Origin of the sequence: Streptomyces sp. AA4, from assembly GCF_000158875.1 — a bacterium.
GTDB lineage: Bacteria > Actinomycetota > Actinomycetes > Mycobacteriales > Pseudonocardiaceae > Amycolatopsis.
In genome coordinates this window covers 306,967-323,937 of the sequence record NZ_GG657746.1, presented here as the reverse complement: position 1 = coordinate 323,937, position 16,971 = coordinate 306,967, and the positions used below count along the sequence as shown (strand labels likewise).

The window sequence follows — 16,971 nt, the reverse complement described above, 5'->3', positions numbered from 1 at the left end:
CCCCAGCGCCGTAGTCACACTAAAAAATCGGGGTGCCCAGCCTCACCACCGAGGCGCAACGTCGCCGCCAGGCGACGAGCCGCCCAGGAACACCCAGAGGCCTCACCGCCCCCGAGCCATCTCCTCAAGCCGCCGAATCCGATCCTCGATCGGCGGATGCGTCGAGAACATCCGGCTCAACCCAGCCCCGGGCCGGAACGGGTTCGCGATCATCAAATGCGACTGCGACACCACCGCCGGCTCGGGAGCCAACGGAGCGGCCCGGGTCCCCATCTCCAGCTTCCGCAACGCCGAAGCCAACGCCAGCGGATCCCCGGTCAGCTCCGCCCCGGAAGCATCCGCCTGGTACTCCCGCGACCGGCTCACCGCCATCTTCACCACGCCCGCCGCGATCGGCCCGATCAAGACCAGCAGCAGCGACATGAACGGGTTGCCCTCGCGGTCGTTCCCGCCGAAGAAGAACGCGATGTTCGCCAGCACGCTGACCACGCTCGCCAGCGCACCGGCGACACAAGAGATCAGGATGTCCCGGTTGTAGACGTGGGACAGCTCGTGCCCGAGCACCGCGCGCAGCTCGCGCTCGTCGAGCAGCTCCAGGATTCCCGTGGTGCAGCACACCGCCGCGTGCTGCGGATTGCGCCCGGTCGCGAAGGCGTTGGGCGCCGCGGTCGGGCTCACGTACAGCGACGGCATCGGCTGCCGCGCGGACGTCGCCAGCTCTCGCACGATCCGGTACATCGCGGGCTGCTCGACCTCCGACACCGGCCGCGCGTGCATCGCGCGCAGGGCCATTTTCTCGGAGTTGAAGTAGGCGTAGGCGTTCATCCCGAGCGCCACGATCAGGCCGATCACCAGCGCCCCGCGGCCGAACAATCCGCTGATCCCGATGATGATCGCCGAGAGCAGACCGAGCAGCATCGCCGTCTTCAGCCCGTTGTGGTGCTTGTGCACGCGCGCTCGCCTCCGTCCGCTCTGGCAGGTGCCGCAAGGTGGGTTACTCACTGGAAACAACGCGATCGGGGGACCCGAAGTTCCTTCGCCCGATCCTTGTCCGAGTTAGGGTCGGCGGGCAACCCAACCGACCGGGGCAGGTGAGCGATGCGCGGTTCCCAGTTCTCCCGGCGAGGACTGTTCGGCCTGGTCAGCGCGGGTGCGGCGGCATTGCTCGGCAGTACCGCGACGGCGGCCGGGCGGGTCACCAGCGTGCAGGTCGGCGGGACGATTTCGGCACTGGCCGTGAGTCCGGTCACCGGGCTCGTCTACGCGGCCGACCAGGCGTCCGGCATGGTTCTCGTCCTCGATCCGGACGCGGGGCGCGTCGTGTCCGCGCTCGCGGTAGGCGGGCAGCCGAGCGATGTGGCGGTGGACACCGAGCGGATCTACGTCGCCAACCCGCCCGGCGGCACGGTGCTCGCCTTCGACGGCCAGACGCATCGGTTGCTGAGCGTCGTCAGCGCGGGGGCGGGCGCGTCGGCGCTCGCGATCGATCCGCAGGCCAACCTCGTGTACGCGGTGAGCGGCAAGACCGGCACGTTCGCGGTGCTCGACAGCATCAGCCTCACCCAGCAGGACCTGCTGCCCGCGCCGAAACCGGGCCTCGCCGGAATCGCCCTCGACCGCGGCCGGCGGCGCGCTTACTGCACGAGCCCGACCACGAACTCGGTCGAAATCTGCGACCTCGACTCGGGATCGTTCACCGCCAGCGTTCCGGTGGGGGCTTCCCCGACTGGGATCGGCGTGCACGAACCGAGCGGCGCGGTGTTCGTGGCCAATTCGGCGATCCACCATCTGTCTATTGTGGACGGAGCGGCGCGGGCCCAGGTCAAGACGGTGCTGCTGGGCAGCGAGGCGTCCTCGCTCGCGGTGCATCAGGGCACCGATGTCGTGTACACCAACGGCGGGCAAAATGGTCTGTCTCGTGTGGACGGACGGACCGGAACCCTCGCCGGAGAGCTGAGCCTCGGGGTGAACCCGGGCGACGTGGCGGTGGATCAGCGCACGCGCACGGTGTACGTGACCGATCCGCTGCACGGCACGATCAACGTCGTGCGCGATTTCTGACTGCTCGCATGAAGTTACTCCAGGTATACGGTGTCGGGTATGGAACTCGGTCTCCAGGTCCCCGACTTCACGCTGCCGGGAGGGGCGGCCGCGCTCGGCACGGAACTGGCCGAAGCGGCACGGGCGGCCGACGACGCCGGGTTCGCTTATCTCGCGGTGATGGACCATTTCTTCCAGATTCCCAGCGTCGGCCCGAGTGATCGTCCGATGCTTGAGGCCTATACGACGCTCGGCTACTTTGCCGCACACACCCGGCGCGCGAAACTGTTCACCTACGTCACTGGCGCGATTTACCGGCATCCCGGCCTGCTCGCGAAGGCGGTCAGCACTCTCGACGTGCTGTCCGGCGGACGGGCCATGCTCGGCATCGGGGCGGGGTGGAACGAGGAAGAGGCCCGCGGGCTCGGGTTTCCGTTTCCGTCCACTTCGGAACCACAACCGAGATCGCGGCACCCCGGCGAAGCCGGGGCAATCAAGCAGAGTCGGGGGCCAGCGGCGAGAAGAAGACGCTTCGGCTCGTCGCGAAGTACGGCGACTTCTGCAACATCGGCAACGGCCCGGATCTCGAACGCAAGCTCGACGTGCTCAAGCGGCACTGCGAAACCGAGGGCCGTGACTACGGCGAGATCACCAAAACCGTCTACCACTATCTGGACATCGGGCCGACCGGGGAGAAAACCGGCGAATTTCTCGCCGAGGCCGAAAGACTGCACCGGCTCGGGGTGCAGGCCGTGATCGGGCCGCTCCCCGGCGGCGTCGACCGCAGAAGGATCGAGATTTTCGCGCAAGACATCATTCCGGCGGTTAAGGAGTTGGCATGAAACTCGGGTTGCACCTGGCTCAGCAGACCTGGCCGAACGGGCCGGCGGCGCTCGGCGCGGACCTGGCGCGGGTGGCGCGGACCGCGGACGAGGCGGGGTTCGAATATCTGTCGGTGATGGACCATTTCTTCCAGATTTCCAGCTACGGGCCGCCCGAGCACGAAATGCTGGAAGCGTGGACCACGCTCGGCTTCCTCGCCGCGCACACTGAGCGCGTCAAGCTGCTCACGCTCGTCACCGGCGTCATTTACCGGCACCCCGGGCTGCTCGCGAAGGCGGCGACGACGCTCGACGTGCTGTCCGGCGGGCGGGCGATCCTCGGCATCGGCGCGGGGTGGAACGAGGAGGAGTCCCGCGCGCTCGGGTTCCGGTTCCCGCCGATGAAGGAGCGGTTCGAGCAGCTGGAGGACGCGCTGCGGTACGTCCACCAGATGTGGGCCGAGGGCGACGAGCCCTTTACCGGCACGCACGTCAGCGGCGAGCGGTTGCTCAACAGCCCGCAGCCGATCCAGCGTCCGCATCCGCCGATCCTGATCGGGGGCAGCGGCGAGAAGAAGACGCTGCGGTTCGTCGCGCAGTACGGCGACATCTGCAATTTGCTGCCCAACGCGGACCTTCCGCGCAAACTGGAAGTCCTGCAGCAGCACTGCGCGGACGTCGGCCGCGACTACTCCGAGATCACGAAGACCGCTTCGCTGCGGCTCGACACCGGTGAAAACGGCGAGAAAACCGGGCAGCTGCTGGATGAACTCGGCCGGCTGTCGGAACTCGGGTTCACCGTCGCGACCGGCTGGGCGCACGGCGTGCCGGACCCGGCGGTGCTCGAACGGTTCGCCACCGAGGTGATCCCGGCCGCGGAAAAGCTGTGATCCGCCGCCGAACGGAGGGTCACCCGGCACTGGTCCGCCCTCCGTTCGGCGCAGCAGCTCGCGGCATTCCGCCGCGGGCATGGTCTCGGTTCCGAATCGACTCCGGCGCGCCTCCCGACCCCTTGTAACGGCGGCCGGGCGCGGATCGACCTGCCCTACGCAGATCGCGTTCGCGACCGGAGGAGCCTGGTACATGACCACATGTCGACTCTGTGGTTCGGAAAGAACCGCCAGCGTGGTCGACCTCGGCGCGACCCCGCCGTGCGAACGGTTCCTGACCGCCGCGCAGCTGGCCGAACCCGAACCGACTTTCCCGCTGCATCTCGAAGTGTGCACGGAATGCTGGCTCGCGCAGCTCCCGCCGCTGCTCGATCCGGCCGACACGTTCACCGATTACGCGTATTTCTCGTCTTTTTCCACCTCGTGGGTCGAGCACGCGAAACGGTTCACTGACGCCGCCGTCGAGCGGCTCGGACTGACCGACCGGTCTTTCGTCGTCGAGGTCGCCAGCAACGACGGATACCTGCTGAAGCACGTCGTCGAGCGCGGAATCCGTTGTCTCGGCGTGGAACCTTCGGTGAACGTCGGGCAAGCCGCGCGCGAGGCCGGGGTGCCGACGCACACGGCGTTCCTCTCTGAAGAAACCGGCAAGCAGGTGCGTGCCGAGCATGGTCCGGCCGACCTGGTCGTGGCGAACAACGTCTACGCCCACATCCCGGACATCCGCGGGTTCACCCACGGGCTGCGCGCGCTCGTCGCGGACGACGGCTGGGTGTCGATCGAGGTGCAGCACCTGCTCACGCTGATCGAAAAGAACCAGTACGACACGATTTACCACGAGCATTTCCAGTACTACACCGTCGAATCCGCCCGGCAGGCGCTGGCGACCGGCGGGCTGACCCTCGTCGACGTCGAACTCCTGCCGACGCACGGCGGGTCGATCCGGCTCTGGGCCCAGCCCGCGGAAGTTGCCGGAGAGCCGAGCGCGCGGATGATCGACGTACTGGCGCGCGAGAAGGCCGCCGGGTTGCACGAATTGTCCGGGTACACCGAATTCGCCGACCGGGTCACCCGCGTCCGGCTCGAATTGCTCGAATTTCTCCTCGCCGCCCGGAAAGCCGGGAAAACGACCGTCGGGTACGGCGCGCCCGGCAAGGGCAACACCCTGCTCAACCACTGCGGCATCCGGCCGGACCTGCTGGCCTACACGGTGGACCGCAATCCCTACAAGCACGGCCGGTTCACGCCGGGCACCCGGGTCCCGGTCGTGGAGCCGGACCGGATCGCCGCCGACCGGCCGGACTACGTGCTCGTCCTGCCCTGGAACCTGCGGGACGAACTGACCGAGCAGCTTTCCTACGTCGGCGCGTGGGGCGGCAAGCTCGTCTTCCCGATTCCGCGCCTGGAAATCGTCGAGGTGACGTGAAGTGAAGGTAGTCCTGTTCTGCGGCGGCTACGGCATGCGGATGCGCAGCGGCAACGACGACGACCTGCCGAAGCCGATGGCCGCGGTCGGTCCCCGGCCGCTGATCTGGCACGTGATGCGCTACTACGCGCACTTCGGGCACACCGAATTCGTGCTGTGCCTCGGCTACGGCGCGCACCACATCAAGAACTTCTTCCTCGACTACCGCGAGACCGAGTCCAACGACTTCGTGCTGCGCGACGGCCAGGTCGAACTGCTGTCGACCGACATCAGCGACTGGTCGATCTCCTTCGTGCAGACCGGCATCGAATCCCCCATCGGCGAACGGCTGCGCCGGGTGCGCGACTACGTGGACGGCGAGGAAATGTTCCTCGCCAACTACGCGGACGTGCTGACCAACGCCCCGCTCGACGACATGATCACGCGTTTCGCGGCCACCGACGCGGGCGCCTCGATGATGGTCGTCCCGCCGGAATCGACGTTCCACTGCGTCGACCTCGCCCCGGACGGCCGCGTCGGCGGGATCACGCCGGTGAGCGACATGCCGCTGTGGTCCAACGGCGGGTATTTCGTTCTGCGCCAAGAGATTTTCGACCACATCCCGGAGAACGGCGACCTCGTCGCCGACGGGTGCGTCCAGCTGGCGAAAGCGGGCAAGCTGCTCGGCTACCCGTACCGCGGGTTCTGGAAACCGACCGACACGGTCAAGGAACGGCTGTCCCTCAACACCGCGTACGCGCACGGGGACCGGCCCTGGATGCTCTGGGAAACCGCGCGGGCGGGCCGCTGATGCGGCCGCTCGTCCCCGAGTCCTGTTCGGAAATCGCGGTGCTGGGCGCGCACTGCGACGACATCGCGATCGGCGCCGGGGGAAGCCTGCTGGAACTGTGCCGGGCGAACCCGGGCACCCGAGTGACCGCGCTCGTGCTGTCGGGTGCCGGTACGCCACGAGAAAGCGAGGAACGTTCCGCGCTCGCGGCTTTCTGTCCCAAAGCAGATCTCGCCGTGACGGTGCTCGACCTCCGCGACGGACGGTTCCCCGCGCAATGGGAGCTGGCCAAGGAAGCGCTCGAAGAGGTGCGGAAACAATGCGAACCGGACCTGGTCTTCGCGCCGGCCCCGCACGACGCGCACCAAGACCACCGCGGACTGGCGAAACTCGTGCCGACCGTCTTCCGGAACCACCTCGTCCTCGGCTACGAAATCCTGAAGTGGGAATCCGATCTCGCGCAGCCCTCGGTGTTCTTCCCGCTGAGCGAGGAAACGGTCCGGGAGAAGAGCGATCTGCTCGCCACGCACTACCCGTCGCAGCACGGGAGAGGCTGGTTCGACCACGAAGCGTTCTCCGGCCTCGCCCGCGTGCGCGGCGTGCAGTGCCAGCAGCGCTACGCGGAGGCCTTCCACACGCCGAAATTGACGATCGCGGCGGCTCGCTCCGCGAACTGAGGAAATGAGGAAGACCCGTGCGCGTACTCCTGACCGGACATCTCGGCTACCTCGGCACGGTCATGGCGCCCGTGCTCGCCGCGGCGGGACACGACGTCGTCGGCCTTGATTCGGGCCTGTACTCGACCTGCGTGCTCGGTCCGGAGGTCACCGACCCCAAGGCCGTGTCGGTCGACCTGCGCGACGTCCGGCCCGAGCACGTCGCGGGCTTCGACGCGGTGATCCACCTCGCCGCGCTGTCCAACGACCCGCTCGGCGCGCTGGACCCGGAGATCACCTACGCGATCAACCACCGCGCCTCGACCCGGCTGGCCCAGCTGGCCAAGGACGCCGGGGTGCGCCGATTCCTTTACGCCTCAACGTGTTCGGTCTACGGGGCCAGTGGAAACGACGGCCTGGTGAACGAGGACGCGCCGCTGCGGCCGGTGACGCCGTACGCCGAGTCGAAGGTGCGGGTGGAGGACGATCTAGTCGGTCTCGCCGACAACGACTTCAGCCCGGTGTTCCTGCGCAACGCCACCGCTTTCGGCTTCTCACCGCGGTTGCGCGCGGACATCGTGCTCAACAACCTGGTCGGCCACGCGATCCTGACCAACACGGTGAAGGTGCTGTCGGACGGCACCCCTTGGCGTCCGCTGGTGCACGCCCAGGACATCGCCACCGCGTTCGCCGCGGCGCTGACCGCTCCCCGGGACGCGGTTCACGCGAAGGCGTTCAACGTCGGCACCGAGGACAACAACCTGCGGGTTTCCGAGATCGCCGAGGCCGTCGTGGAAGCCGTGCCGGGCGCCGAACTGCAGATCACCGGCGAGGCCGGGGCCGATCCGCGGTCGTACCGGGTGGACTTCAGCCGGATCCGCGCCGCGCTGCTGGAGTTCGCGTGCGCCTGGTCGGTGCCCGCCGGAGCCCGCGAACTCGCGGACGCCTACCGGCGGCACCAGCTCACCCGGTCCGATTTCGAACAGCGGTTCACCCGGCTCGCCCACCTCTCGGTCCGCCGGGCGGACGGCACGCTGGGCGCGGACCTGCGGCCGCAAGCCCGGTGACGTCACTCGCCGAGGCGCGCGGCCAGGTCGGCCCACGTGCCGGCGGCCGCGTCGCGCGCGCTGAGCACCGAAACCGGCAGCGGCCAGTCGATCGCCAGGTCCGGATCGTCGTAGCGCACCGCGAGGTCCTCGGCCGGATCGTGCGGGCGGTCGATCCGGTAGCAGACGTCGGCGTACTCGGTGAGCACCTGGAACCCGTGGAGGAAACCCGGCGGGATGTACAGGTGCGCGAACTCGACGTCGTCGAGCCGGAACGCCTGCTGCCTGCCGAAGGTCGCGGAGCCCGGCCGGATGTCCACGAGAACGTCGTGCACCGCGCCGCGCGCGCACCGCACCAGCTTCGCTTCGCCGCGCCCGGACCGGCCGTGCATGCCCCGCAGGACGCCCAGCCGCGACCGCGATTGGGAATCCTGCTGGAACGCCGCGGCGTTCAGGCCGTGCTCGGCGGCGATCTCGGTGTCGAACGTCCGCGTGAACAGCCCGCGATCGTCGTGGTGCGGTTCGGGGACGAACAGCAGAACTCCGGCAAGGTCGCACGGTTCGACTCTCATGCCTCCAGTCTCCCCCCGGAAGGACTCTCGCGGTGACCTCGCCACGCTGCCGCTGGTGCCGATCGGCGGACGGTTCCGTCGTGCTCGATCTCGGCGCCCAGCCGCCCGCCGACCATTTCCCCGCGCTCGGCGACCCGGGGCCGGACGTCGTTTTCCCGCTCCGCATGTGGTTGTGCGCGGCGTGCGGACTCGCTCAGCTCGCCGAGGACGAGACCGATCCGGACGAACCCCGCGGCGTCGAACCGGCCGCGCTCGTCGAACAGGCGGCGGACGCGGTCGGTCGTGCCGCCGTGCTGTTGCCCGCCAGCGGCACGGTCCGCGAATACGGCAGCCCACACGGTGGATCGTGGCTTTCCCTGCTGGAGGAACGCGGGCTCACCCCGGTCTCCGCGGGGACGGCCGACGTGCTCGTGGACTGTTTCGGGCTCATGCACGAATCCGATCAACGGGCCGCCTTGCGCGAGCGCGTCGCCGGATTGGCTGGCGACGGCGTGCTGTTGCTGCAGTTTCACACCTTGGCCGCGATCCTGCGCGAAGGACAGTGGAGCGCGTTGCGGCACGGCCACTACGCGTATTACTCGATGCCTGTGCTGGTCGAAATGCTCAGCGCCGTGGGGCTCGTTGCGCGCACGGCGTTTCGCTTCGACCTCTACGGCGGGACGATTCTCGTCGCTGCCACCCGCGAAGGAACCCCGGACGATTCGGTGCGGTCCCTCGTCAGCGAGGAGTCAGATTTCGGAGTCACCACAACGGAAATCGTTGCTGGGCTACAGGAAGCCGCCGTGCGCAGCTCGGATTCGATCGCCGTCTGGCTGGAGAAGCAGCGGGCAGCAGGCAACCGCGTGCTCGGTTACGGCGCCGCGTCGCGTGCGGTCGCGCAACTCTGCCGGGCGGGCGTCACCCGCGAACTTCTCCCCGCCATCGCGGACGCGTCGGAAGCCAAGCAGGGCAGGCGAATGCCCTCCAGCGGAATCCCGATCATCTCCCCCGATGAACTGGTCGACGCGCGTCCGGACGCGGTCCTGCTCTTCCTCCCCGACCTGCTGCCCGAAGTACGGCGGCGGCTTCCGGAGATCGAAGCGGCGGGCGGGCGCTGGGTGCCGTCCGACGCGGTCGAGAAGGACTAGCGCACCGTCGCGGCGACGCGCAGTACGTCGTCGGCGACCCGGCTCCACGAATGCTGTTCGATCACCTTCGGGACCGCGGCCAGCACGCGTTCGTAGACCCCGTCGTCGGCGAGCAGCCCGGCGATCACCGCCGCCAGTTCCGCGGGGCCGTCCGAGTCGATCAGGTCGCCGTTCTCCCCCGGGCGAACGATTTCCGGCATCGCGCAATCCCGCCGGGCCACGCACGGCAGCCCGTGGGCGAGCGCCTCCACCAAGGCGATCCCGTACCCCTCGAACCGGCTGGGCATCACGAACAGATCGTGCGTCAGGTAAAGCTCTCGCACCCGCTCCACCGGAACCCGGCCGAGGAATTCGACGCCGTCGGGCACCGCGCCGGGCAGCGGCCATTCCTTGGGACCCGCGATGGTGAGCGTCAGCCCGGGATCGGATTCCTTGCGCAGCACCGAAAAAGCCTCGACGACCAGATCGCCCGCTTTGGTGGAAAAATCCTTTCCCACGAACAGCAATCGCCGTCGCGGCCCGTCGCGATGCCGTTCCACCGGACCGTCCGGAAGGCCGTTGGCGGCGGGCGGGACCACGTGGACCTTGTCCGGATCCGCCCCGGACACCCGCACCACGTGCTCGGCCAGCCATTGGCTCATCGTCAACAATCCCGCGGCCTCCCGGTAGATCCGGTGCTGCCGGTCCCGCAGCCGGTGCAGCGCGGCGAGGTCGAGGCCGGGGAAATGCAGTGCCCGCCCGCTTTCGCTGTCGAGGCGTTCGAGCAGGATGTCGAAGCTCGAATCCTGGTAGAGCAGGAACGGCGTGTCCGTGCGGGCGAGGTCGCCGATCTGCAGGACGACGTCGGGACGGAGGCGGCGTTCGGCGGCCCGGAGTTTCACCCCGGCCAGCGCCATGGTCAGCGGAAGGTGCTTCCAGTGGCTCCCCCAGCGGCCCTCGTAACGGTGCGCGCCGAGGCCCCGCAACGCCGACCGCACCGGGAGCGACCACTCCAGCCCGAGGTCGACGACCTCGGTGCGCTCGCGCAGCGCCGCGCGAAGATTCCACGGGGTGTGCGACCACGTCCCCCGCGGCGGACGGTCCCAGGCGCACGCGAACCCGATCTTCGGCACGGTCACGATTCGATGCCTTTCCGGAGAGCGGAAGGTTTCGTTGTCACATCCGGGCGCCCGATCGCGACAACCAGATGACGCCGGACGGCGGCTCGGCACCGTCGACATCATAGGAAAAGCAGGAGGTGAGGGGAACTCCGATGGACTTGCTCGCAATCTTCCAGGTCGCTCTCCGTCGCTGGCTCATCCTCGTCCCCGCTCTGGTCGTGTCCGCGGTCGCGTGCTGGATCCTGGCGAGCAGCGTGTCCCCCACCTACGAGGTGGACGGCGCGCTCAAGGTCAGCTATCCGTTCGCCTCGACCGCCGACCAATCGGCCCGGCTCCAGAGCAACCCCTACTACGACACCGCCGCGACCGCGCTCGTGCTCGGGCAGCTGGCGAAATCGCCGGACGTCGCCGCCGCGATCACCGCGGCGGGCGGCACCGCCAAGTACCAGATCGACGACAGCGGCAAGGCGGTCCTCACCGTCACCGTCACCGACCCGGACCGGCGCAACACGCTCACCACCTATCGCGCCATCGCGGCCCAGCTCGCGAAGCGGCTCGACGACCTGCAGGCGCAGAAGCAGATCCCCGGCCCGTTCCGGGTGACCGTCGACGACGTCGTGCAGCCGCAGGACGCCGCGGTGTCGCACAGCAACCAGCTCAAGACCGCGCTCGCCGCCGGCGCGCTCGGGCTCATCCTCTCGCTGACCGCCTGCGTCGTCGTGGAACTGCGTTCGCGCAAGCGCCCGGCGAGCCAGCCGGTGCCGGAGAGCCAGCCGAGCCACCCGCCGGAGAAGGAAAACCACCGCGGCGAACTGCCGGTCAACCTGCTTCCCGAGCGGCCCGACCGGGTAGCCGCCCCCGCCCGGGTCGCCGCGGACCTGAGCCGGCACGGCGAGGAAACCACCCGCTTGCGGCCGGTGACCGCACCCGCGCAAGCCGACCAGGGGGACGGCGACAAGACCGGTACCGGAGGTTCGCTCGGCCGGCGCGGCCAATGAGCCACCGACCCCTGGACTCGCTCGCGGGAAGCGGCATCGCGCGCTTCAGCACCGATCTCGCCGCGCGGCCGATCCTGCGGGCGATCTGCGCGGCCGGGGCGCTCGCCCTGCTGGCCGTGCCGATCATCGCCCCGGCGATGACGCCCGTCGTGGTCGCGGTCATCGTGGTGTCCGCGCTCTGGCTGAACGCCCGGCGCGACGAGCAGACCGCGCTCGGCATCCTGTTCGCGCTGACCTTCCTCGTCCCGGCGTCGCTGATCATCAAACCGCTCGGGCAGATCGGGGTGCCCGGGCTGATCGTGGCGGCGCTCCTGCTGGTGCTCTGGTGCTACGGGCGGGTCGACAATTCGCTCGGCACCGACCGGGGACGGCAGCCGATGCGGATCGTCTGCCTGGTTTTCGTGGGAGTGGTGCTCGCCAGTTACGTCGCGGGCCAGCTGCGCGGGCTCTCCCCGCTCGAGGCGTCGGCCTCCGACGCGTCGCTGTTCGGCCAGGCCTGTGCGATGGGCCTGCTGCTCTTCGTCACCGACACCGTGCGCGACCTCAACGGGGTCACCCGCCTCATGCGGGTGATCGTGCTCGCCTGCGGGCTGCTGGCGGTCAGCGCGCTGCTCCAGTTCTTCGGAGTGGTCGATCTCTTCCAGCAAATGCGGCTGCCGGGTCTGACATTCCATTTCACCGAGGACGTCGACGCGCTCGCCCGCTCCGGCTTCCACCGCGTGCAAGGACTGGCCGGACATCCGATCGAGTACGCCGTCGTGCTCGGGCTGGCGATGCCGATCGCGTTGCATCTCGCGCTGAACGCGCCGAAGGGGCGCAGCCTGCGGTGGTGGGCGCTGTTCGTGCTCATCGCGGGGTGCATGCCGCTGTCGGTGTCCCGCTCCGGCGTGCTGACCGCGGGCGTCTCGATGGCCGTGTACCTGATCAGCGTGCGCTTGCGGATGGTGTTCAACCTGATCCCGTTCGCGATCGGCGGCCTGGTCGCGATGAGCGCGCTGGTGCCGGGGCTGCTCGGCAGTCTCCGCAGCATCCTGCTCCCGAGCACGCTGGCGACCGACCCGAGCATCCAGGGCCGCACCGACGATTACACCGCCGTGTTCACCGTCTGGCACGAGCATCCGCTGCTCGGGCTCGGCGTCGGGACCTACATTCCCAAGCTGTACCGGATCTTGGACAACGAATACCTGTTCACTCTCGCCACGATGGGCGCGCTCGGCGTGGCGGCCGAACTGGCGTTGCTCGCCACCGGCTATTCCCTCGCCCGGCGGGTGCACCGCACGGTCGCCGATCCGGCCGTGCGCAGCCTGGCCCAGGCCATCGCCGCGTCGATCGCCGGTGCCGCGGTCGCCGCGTTCACCTTCGACGCGTTCGGCTACAAGATCATGTTCGTGACGACCTTCAGCCTGCTCGGCGCCGCGGCCGCGCTCTGGCGGATCGCCGTGCGGGACCGCGCGGTCCAGCCGCTCGCGAGCGTCCGGTGAAACGCCTCGCCGCGGCGGCGGTGGCCGGAGTCGTCCTGCTGGCCTCGGCGGCGTGCGTCGCCACGGCCACGCCTGCCGTGCAGACCCCGGCCGGTCCGTCGACTGGAGTACCGCCGTCCGAATCGCTGCGGCCGTCCGGTTCGTTCACCGCCAGCCAGGCCGGGCAGGTGCTCGACGGGCTCGACGTGAGCGGCGGCGTCACGGTGTCCGCGCCGAACGTGGTGATCCAGCGCAGCCGGTTCACCGGAACCGGGGCCGACTACTTCGCGATCACCACGATCGGCGCGGGATCGGTGACGATCCGCGACGTCAGCATCCGCGGGAACTACCTCAGCGCGGCGATCGCCTTCCACAACTGGAGCGCGGAACGGGTCGACATCTCCGGCATGACGCACGACGGGGTCAAACTGGGCAACAACGTCCGGCTCACCGATTCGTGGATCCACGACTTCGCGCCGGAGAAGGGCGCGCACGCCGACGGAGCCCAGTCGGACCACCTCGCGGGGTCGATCCTGGTGGCGGGCAACGTGATCGACCCGGGCCAGGACGACGAGATCACCTCGGCGATCATCCTGTCGTCCTCGCCGGACCCGACCCCGTCCGTCGGCGGGCCGGTGGTGATCCGGGACAACGTCCTCGGCGGCGGGGCGAACACGCTCTACCACAATCCGGACTACCCGGACGTCGAGATCACCGGCAACACCTTCCGGCGCGACTACCGCTACCAGCCGATTTATCCGGGTCCGCCGCCGAAGGTGTTCTCCGGCAACCATTTCCCGGACGGAACGGCGGTGCCGTGGCCTCCCGCCGATTCCTGACCGGCGTCCGTAACGGCAGCGCCGCCGGAGACGACCGTCAAGGTGTGCCGAACTCCGCAGCACCCCTGTCGATCGGCTTGCCGGTCAAGAACGGCGCGGGCTTCCTCGCCGGCGCGCTGGACAGCCTGCTCGCGCAGACGTTCGGCGATTTCGAACTGCTGGTAGCCGACAACGAATCTTCCGACGAGACCGCGGAGATCGTCCACGACTACGCCCGGCGCGATCCGCGCGTGCGCTATCACCGGCACGCCCACGACATCGGCGCGGCGGCGAATTTCAACTACGTTTTCCAGGCCACCTCGGGCGCACTGTTCAAGTGGGCGGCCGCGGACGATCTTCAGCACGAGACCTTCGTGCAGCGCTGCGTGACCGCGCTGGCCGAATTCCCGACCGCGGCCGCGGCGTGTTCCGCCATCGAACACATCGACGAGGACGGCGTTTCGCTCGGCGTCACCCAGGACCTCCGTGCTTCGGCCGCGGCGGAGCCGGCGGACCGGTTCGCGGACCTGATCCGCTACGACTACTCGTGCGCGGTCGCCTTCGGCGTCCAGCGCCGCGCGCTCGCCGAACGCACGCGGCTGCTGCTCCCGTTTTGGGGCAGCGACCGGGTTTTCCTCGCCGAACTGGCGTTGGCCGGGCCGATCGTGGTGCTCGACGAACCGTTGTTCCAAGAACGCGAGCACGGCGCGAAATTGACCACCCAGGTCGCCAATCGGCAAGTGAGCGCGTTCAACCGGAAAACTGGCTACGGCTCGCGTTTCCTCACCTGGCGGCACGCCGCGGAACTGCGCCGCGCGGTCCACCGCGCCGAACTCACGAGGCCGCAGCGGCAGCAGGCGTATGCCGTGCTCGCCAAATGGGCGGCGGCCAACCGGATCAAGTTCGCCAGGAGCCTCGCCCGGGGCGTCGCCGAAACGGCCCTCGCGCCGCTCGCCAGGACGTGAGCCCGTCAGCATCGTGGACAGCTCAGACCTCCGAAGCGCCGTACGAGCCAGAGACTGGCTGATCCCGGCGTTGGCGCTCCTCGGCTTCGTCGTGCTCACCCAGCAGGTGCTGACGCTCGGTCCGCTGACCCGAGCGGACGAACCGGTGCACGAATTGATCACTCGCGAGCACAGCGTGGTCCTCGACGTGCTGCTGACCATCGTGAGCGCTGTCGCGCAGTTTCCGGTGTCCGCGCCGATCTTGTTCGCGTACGCGGTGTTTCGGTCCGTACGCCGTTCCTCGTGGGCACCGGTGCTCACTTGCGGCCTCCCGTTGCTGTTGCTCTCCGCGACGACGTTGGCGGCCAAGCTCCTGATCGGCCGCGCGGGCACCGACCAGACTCCCGACACGCTCCACGTCGGCGGCACCGCGTACCCGTCCGGCCACGCCGCGACCGCCGTCGTGGTGTCGACCCTTTTCGTAGTACTGCTGGCCCTGGAGAACCGGAAACGTGCTCTGGCGGCGGCAGGCGGTTGGTCGGCGCTCGTTGGTTTCGCCCGGATTTACGTCGACGCGCATTGGGTCAGCGACGTCGCGGGCGGGCTGTTGCTCGGGTTGGCCATCGCCGGAACGACGCTCGTGGTGCTGCGCCGCCCAACCGAGTCGGATTCGAGATCTCCGCTGCTGTAACCCGTCGCGGCGGCCGGGCGACTTCACGGATATCCCACTGTCCCAGCGAGATCGGGCGGAAGACGACTAACGTGACAGCTCACCGTCCAGGCCCCGGGCAGTCCACCGCCCCCGAACCGGCACTGCCCGCGGAAAGCGCGGCCGCCACCGCCGCGCACGGCGCCCGGTGGACGGTCATCGCGATGATCGCGCGCCAATTCGGCCGCCTCGGTTTCGCGCTCGTCCTCGCGCGGCTGCTCGGTCCCACCGATTTCGGCGTGGCGAGCGCGGCGACCATTTACGTCGCGCTCACCGCGGTGCTCCTGGAGACCGGGCTCGCCACCGGCATCGTGCAGAAGGCGCAGCTGCGCCGGCAGGACGAAGGAGCCGCGTTCTGGACCGTGACCGCGCTCGGCACCGCCGTCGGCCTCCTCACCGTGGCGTTCGCCGGGCCGATCGCCGATTTCCTGGACATCCCGCAGCTGCGGCCGGTGCTCATGGTCCTGGCGATCGGGCCGGTGCTCAAGGGGCTGACCATCGTTTCGGCCGCCCGGCTGCAGCGCGATCTGCGTTTCCGGGCGCTGTCGCTGGGCGAGGTCGTCGCCACCTTGCTCGGCGGCGGGATCGGCATCGCCACCGCGGAACTCGGCATGCACTACTGGGCGCTCGTGGTCCAGCAGGTCTGCACCGACGCGCTGGTCCTGGTCATCTGGCTCGGCGCGGCCGGCCTGCCCGCGTTCGTGCTCGACCGCGCCGCGCTGCGGTACGTGCGCCGCTTCGGGGTGCCGCTGCTGGGTTCGCAAGCGCTCGGCTACGTCGGCCGCAACGCCGACAACGTGGTGGTGAGCCACTTCCTCGGCCCCGCCGCGCTGTCGTACTACATGGTTCCGTACCGGATCATGCTGGTGCCGGTGAGCCTCCTCGGCAACGTGGCGAACCGGGTGGCGTTCCCCATTTTCGCCAGGACCCAGGACGATCCGCAGCGGGTGCGCCGGCTCTTCCTCCGGGTCACCCAGGTGATCGCGGTTCCGGTGGTGCCGGGCATGCTCGCGGTCGCGGTGCTGGCCCCGGAGGTCGTGCGCACGGTGTTCGGCGCCGAATGGGGTCCCGCGGTCCCGGTGATGATCGCGTTGACCACCACCGGAATCCTCGAGTCGCTGACCACGCCGGGCGGTTCGGTGTTCATGGGTCTCGGCCGGGCCGACCTCGCGCTGCGCTGGTCCTGGATCCCGCTGCTCGTGTGCGTTCCGGCGTTCTTCGCCGGTCTGCCGTGGGGAGTCACCGGGGTCGCCGCGGCCTATTCGATCGCCATGTTCGTGCTCACGCCGTTCCAGGTGCGGGCGATCGGGCGGGTCGCCGCGTTCAGCCTCGGCGACTGGCTGCGGGCGGTCTGGCCCACGTTCGCCGCCGGAGCGCCGTCCGCCGCGCTCGGCTGGTTCGTGCAGGAGGTGCTCGCCAAGTCCGCGAGTTTTCCCGCCCCGGTCTCTCTCCTCGCGAGCCTGGCCGTCGTCGCGGTGGCTTACCTCGTGCTGTTGCGCCTGATCGACCGGCAACTTTTCCGGGAATCGCTGCATGTCGCGAAATTGCTCGCCAAGGGCAAGCTCGGCAGCGTTTCGGCGAAGGAGGACTGACCG

The 16,971-nt window shown here is 69.2% G+C and carries 17 protein-coding genes and 1 pseudogene; 15 read left to right on the top strand and 3 right to left on the bottom strand.

Annotation, left to right across the window (positions count from 1 at the left end; all coding sequences use genetic code 11):
• Positions 1 to 102: 102 nt before the first annotated feature.
• Positions 103 to 951 (bottom strand): zinc metalloprotease HtpX, encoded by an 849-nt coding sequence (gene htpX / locus SSMG_RS01575; RefSeq protein ID WP_009072163.1) that lies wholly within the window; start codon positions 949 to 951, stop codon positions 103 to 105.
• 147 nt (positions 952 to 1,098) lie between these two features.
• Between htpX and SSMG_RS01570 the strand changes: the two genes are divergently transcribed.
• The 8 genes and pseudogenes from SSMG_RS01570 to SSMG_RS01540 all read left to right on the top strand — a co-directional run bounded on the left by SSMG_RS01570 (position 1,099) and on the right by SSMG_RS01540 (position 7,669).
• Entirely contained in the window at positions 1,099 to 2,061 is a 963-nt protein-coding gene (locus tag SSMG_RS01570) for a YncE family protein (protein ID WP_009072161.1), read from the top strand.
• Positions 2,062 to 2,100: 39 nt separating this feature from the next.
• A pseudogene (locus SSMG_RS47530) lies at positions 2,101 to 2,421 on the top strand (LLM class flavin-dependent oxidoreductase); the annotation flags it as partial.
• Positions 2,422 to 2,438: 17 nt separating this feature from the next.
• Positions 2,439 to 2,882: a hypothetical protein gene (locus SSMG_RS46595; RefSeq protein WP_286156925.1), complete on the top strand. Its 444-nt coding sequence runs from the start codon at positions 2,439 to 2,441 to the stop codon at positions 2,880 to 2,882.
• Entirely contained in the window at positions 2,879 to 3,751 is an 873-nt protein-coding gene (locus tag SSMG_RS01560; RefSeq protein WP_009072157.1) for an LLM class F420-dependent oxidoreductase, read from the top strand. The genes SSMG_RS46595 and SSMG_RS01560 overlap by 4 nt, the downstream gene beginning before the upstream one ends.
• A 193-nt stretch (positions 3,752 to 3,944) precedes the next feature.
• On the top strand, positions 3,945 to 5,177 hold the full coding sequence (locus tag SSMG_RS01555; protein ID WP_009072154.1) for a class I SAM-dependent methyltransferase: 1,233 nt from the start codon (positions 3,945 to 3,947) through the stop codon (positions 5,175 to 5,177).
• Between the two features lies 1 nt (position 5,178).
• Positions 5,179 to 5,967 (top strand): glucose-1-phosphate cytidylyltransferase, encoded by a 789-nt coding sequence (locus SSMG_RS01550; RefSeq protein ID WP_009072153.1) that lies wholly within the window; start codon positions 5,179 to 5,181, stop codon positions 5,965 to 5,967.
• The gene (locus SSMG_RS01545; protein WP_009072151.1) at positions 5,967 to 6,623 is read left to right on the top strand and encodes a PIG-L deacetylase family protein; all 657 of its coding nucleotides are present in this window, start codon (positions 5,967 to 5,969) and stop codon (positions 6,621 to 6,623) included. The genes SSMG_RS01550 and SSMG_RS01545 overlap by 1 nt, the downstream gene beginning before the upstream one ends.
• Positions 6,624 to 6,640: 17 nt before the next feature.
• Positions 6,641 to 7,669 carry an NAD(P)-dependent oxidoreductase gene (locus SSMG_RS01540; RefSeq protein ID WP_009072149.1) on the top strand — a complete coding sequence of 343 codons (1,029 nt, stop codon included), beginning with the start codon at positions 6,641 to 6,643 and terminating at the stop codon, positions 7,667 to 7,669.
• A 2-nt stretch (positions 7,670 to 7,671) separates the two neighbouring features.
• Here the strand turns inward: SSMG_RS01540 and SSMG_RS01535 are convergent, their stop codons facing one another.
• Positions 7,672 to 8,220, bottom strand: coding sequence for a dTDP-4-dehydrorhamnose 3,5-epimerase family protein (locus tag SSMG_RS01535; RefSeq protein ID WP_009072147.1), 549 nt, complete (start codon positions 8,218 to 8,220; stop codon positions 7,672 to 7,674).
• Between the two features lie 32 nt (positions 8,221 to 8,252).
• On the opposite strand from SSMG_RS01535, the gene SSMG_RS01530 reads away from it, so the two are divergent.
• The gene (locus tag SSMG_RS01530; RefSeq protein ID WP_009072144.1) at positions 8,253 to 9,347 is read left to right on the top strand and encodes a methyltransferase C-terminal domain-containing protein; all 1,095 of its coding nucleotides are present in this window, start codon (positions 8,253 to 8,255) and stop codon (positions 9,345 to 9,347) included.
• Here SSMG_RS01530 and SSMG_RS01525 read toward each other — a convergent pair.
• Positions 9,344 to 10,465 (bottom strand): glycosyltransferase family 4 protein, encoded by a 1,122-nt coding sequence (locus SSMG_RS01525; RefSeq protein ID WP_037712227.1) that lies wholly within the window; start codon positions 10,463 to 10,465, stop codon positions 9,344 to 9,346. The two genes, SSMG_RS01530 and SSMG_RS01525, sit on opposite strands and share 4 nt — an antisense overlap.
• A 134-nt stretch (positions 10,466 to 10,599) precedes the next feature.
• Between SSMG_RS01525 and SSMG_RS01520 the strand changes: the two genes are divergently transcribed.
• The 6 genes from SSMG_RS01520 (at position 10,600) to SSMG_RS01500 (ending at position 16,968) form a co-directional block, all read left to right on the top strand.
• Positions 10,600 to 11,445: a hypothetical protein gene (locus SSMG_RS01520; protein ID WP_037712224.1), complete on the top strand. Its 846-nt coding sequence runs from the start codon at positions 10,600 to 10,602 to the stop codon at positions 11,443 to 11,445.
• On the top strand, positions 11,442 to 12,926 hold the full coding sequence (locus SSMG_RS01515; protein WP_009072136.1) for an O-antigen ligase: 1,485 nt from the start codon (positions 11,442 to 11,444) through the stop codon (positions 12,924 to 12,926). The genes SSMG_RS01520 and SSMG_RS01515 overlap by 4 nt, the downstream gene beginning before the upstream one ends.
• On the top strand, positions 12,923 to 13,744 hold the full coding sequence (locus SSMG_RS01510) for a hypothetical protein (protein ID WP_009072134.1): 822 nt from the start codon (positions 12,923 to 12,925) through the stop codon (positions 13,742 to 13,744). Before SSMG_RS01515 ends, SSMG_RS01510 begins: the two co-directional genes overlap by 4 nt.
• Positions 13,745 to 13,788: 44 nt before the next feature.
• Positions 13,789 to 14,688, top strand: a complete 900-nt coding sequence (locus SSMG_RS01505; RefSeq protein ID WP_158687979.1) for a glycosyltransferase — start codon at positions 13,789 to 13,791, stop codon at positions 14,686 to 14,688.
• A 13-nt stretch (positions 14,689 to 14,701) separates the two neighbouring features.
• Positions 14,702 to 15,358, top strand: a complete 657-nt coding sequence (locus SSMG_RS44575; RefSeq protein WP_158687978.1) for a phosphatase PAP2 family protein — start codon at positions 14,702 to 14,704, stop codon at positions 15,356 to 15,358.
• Between the two features lie 71 nt (positions 15,359 to 15,429).
• On the top strand, positions 15,430 to 16,968 hold the full coding sequence (locus SSMG_RS01500) for a lipopolysaccharide biosynthesis protein (protein WP_100266680.1): 1,539 nt from the start codon (positions 15,430 to 15,432) through the stop codon (positions 16,966 to 16,968).
• Positions 16,969 to 16,971: the final 3 nt, after the last annotated feature.

Bases quoted from the DNA above. Each gene is read 5' to 3' on its own strand.
- SSMG_RS01570 (WP_009072161.1), top strand. From the start codon at position 1,099: ATGCGCGGTTCCCAGTTCTCCCGGCGAGGACTGTTCGGCCTGGTCAGC.
- SSMG_RS01535 (WP_009072147.1), bottom strand. From the start codon at position 8,220: ATGAGAGTCGAACCGTGCGACCTTGCCGGAGTTCTGCTGTTCGTCCCC.
- SSMG_RS01520 (WP_037712224.1), top strand. From the start codon at position 10,600: ATGGACTTGCTCGCAATCTTCCAGGTCGCTCTCCGTCGCTGGCTCATC.
- SSMG_RS01515 (WP_009072136.1), top strand. From the start codon at position 11,442: ATGAGCCACCGACCCCTGGACTCGCTCGCGGGAAGCGGCATCGCGCGC.
- SSMG_RS01560 (WP_009072157.1), top strand. From the start codon at position 2,879: ATGAAACTCGGGTTGCACCTGGCTCAGCAGACCTGGCCGAACGGGCCG.
- SSMG_RS01555 (WP_009072154.1), top strand. From the start codon at position 3,945: ATGACCACATGTCGACTCTGTGGTTCGGAAAGAACCGCCAGCGTGGTC.
- SSMG_RS01545 (WP_009072151.1), top strand. From the start codon at position 5,967: ATGCGGCCGCTCGTCCCCGAGTCCTGTTCGGAAATCGCGGTGCTGGGC.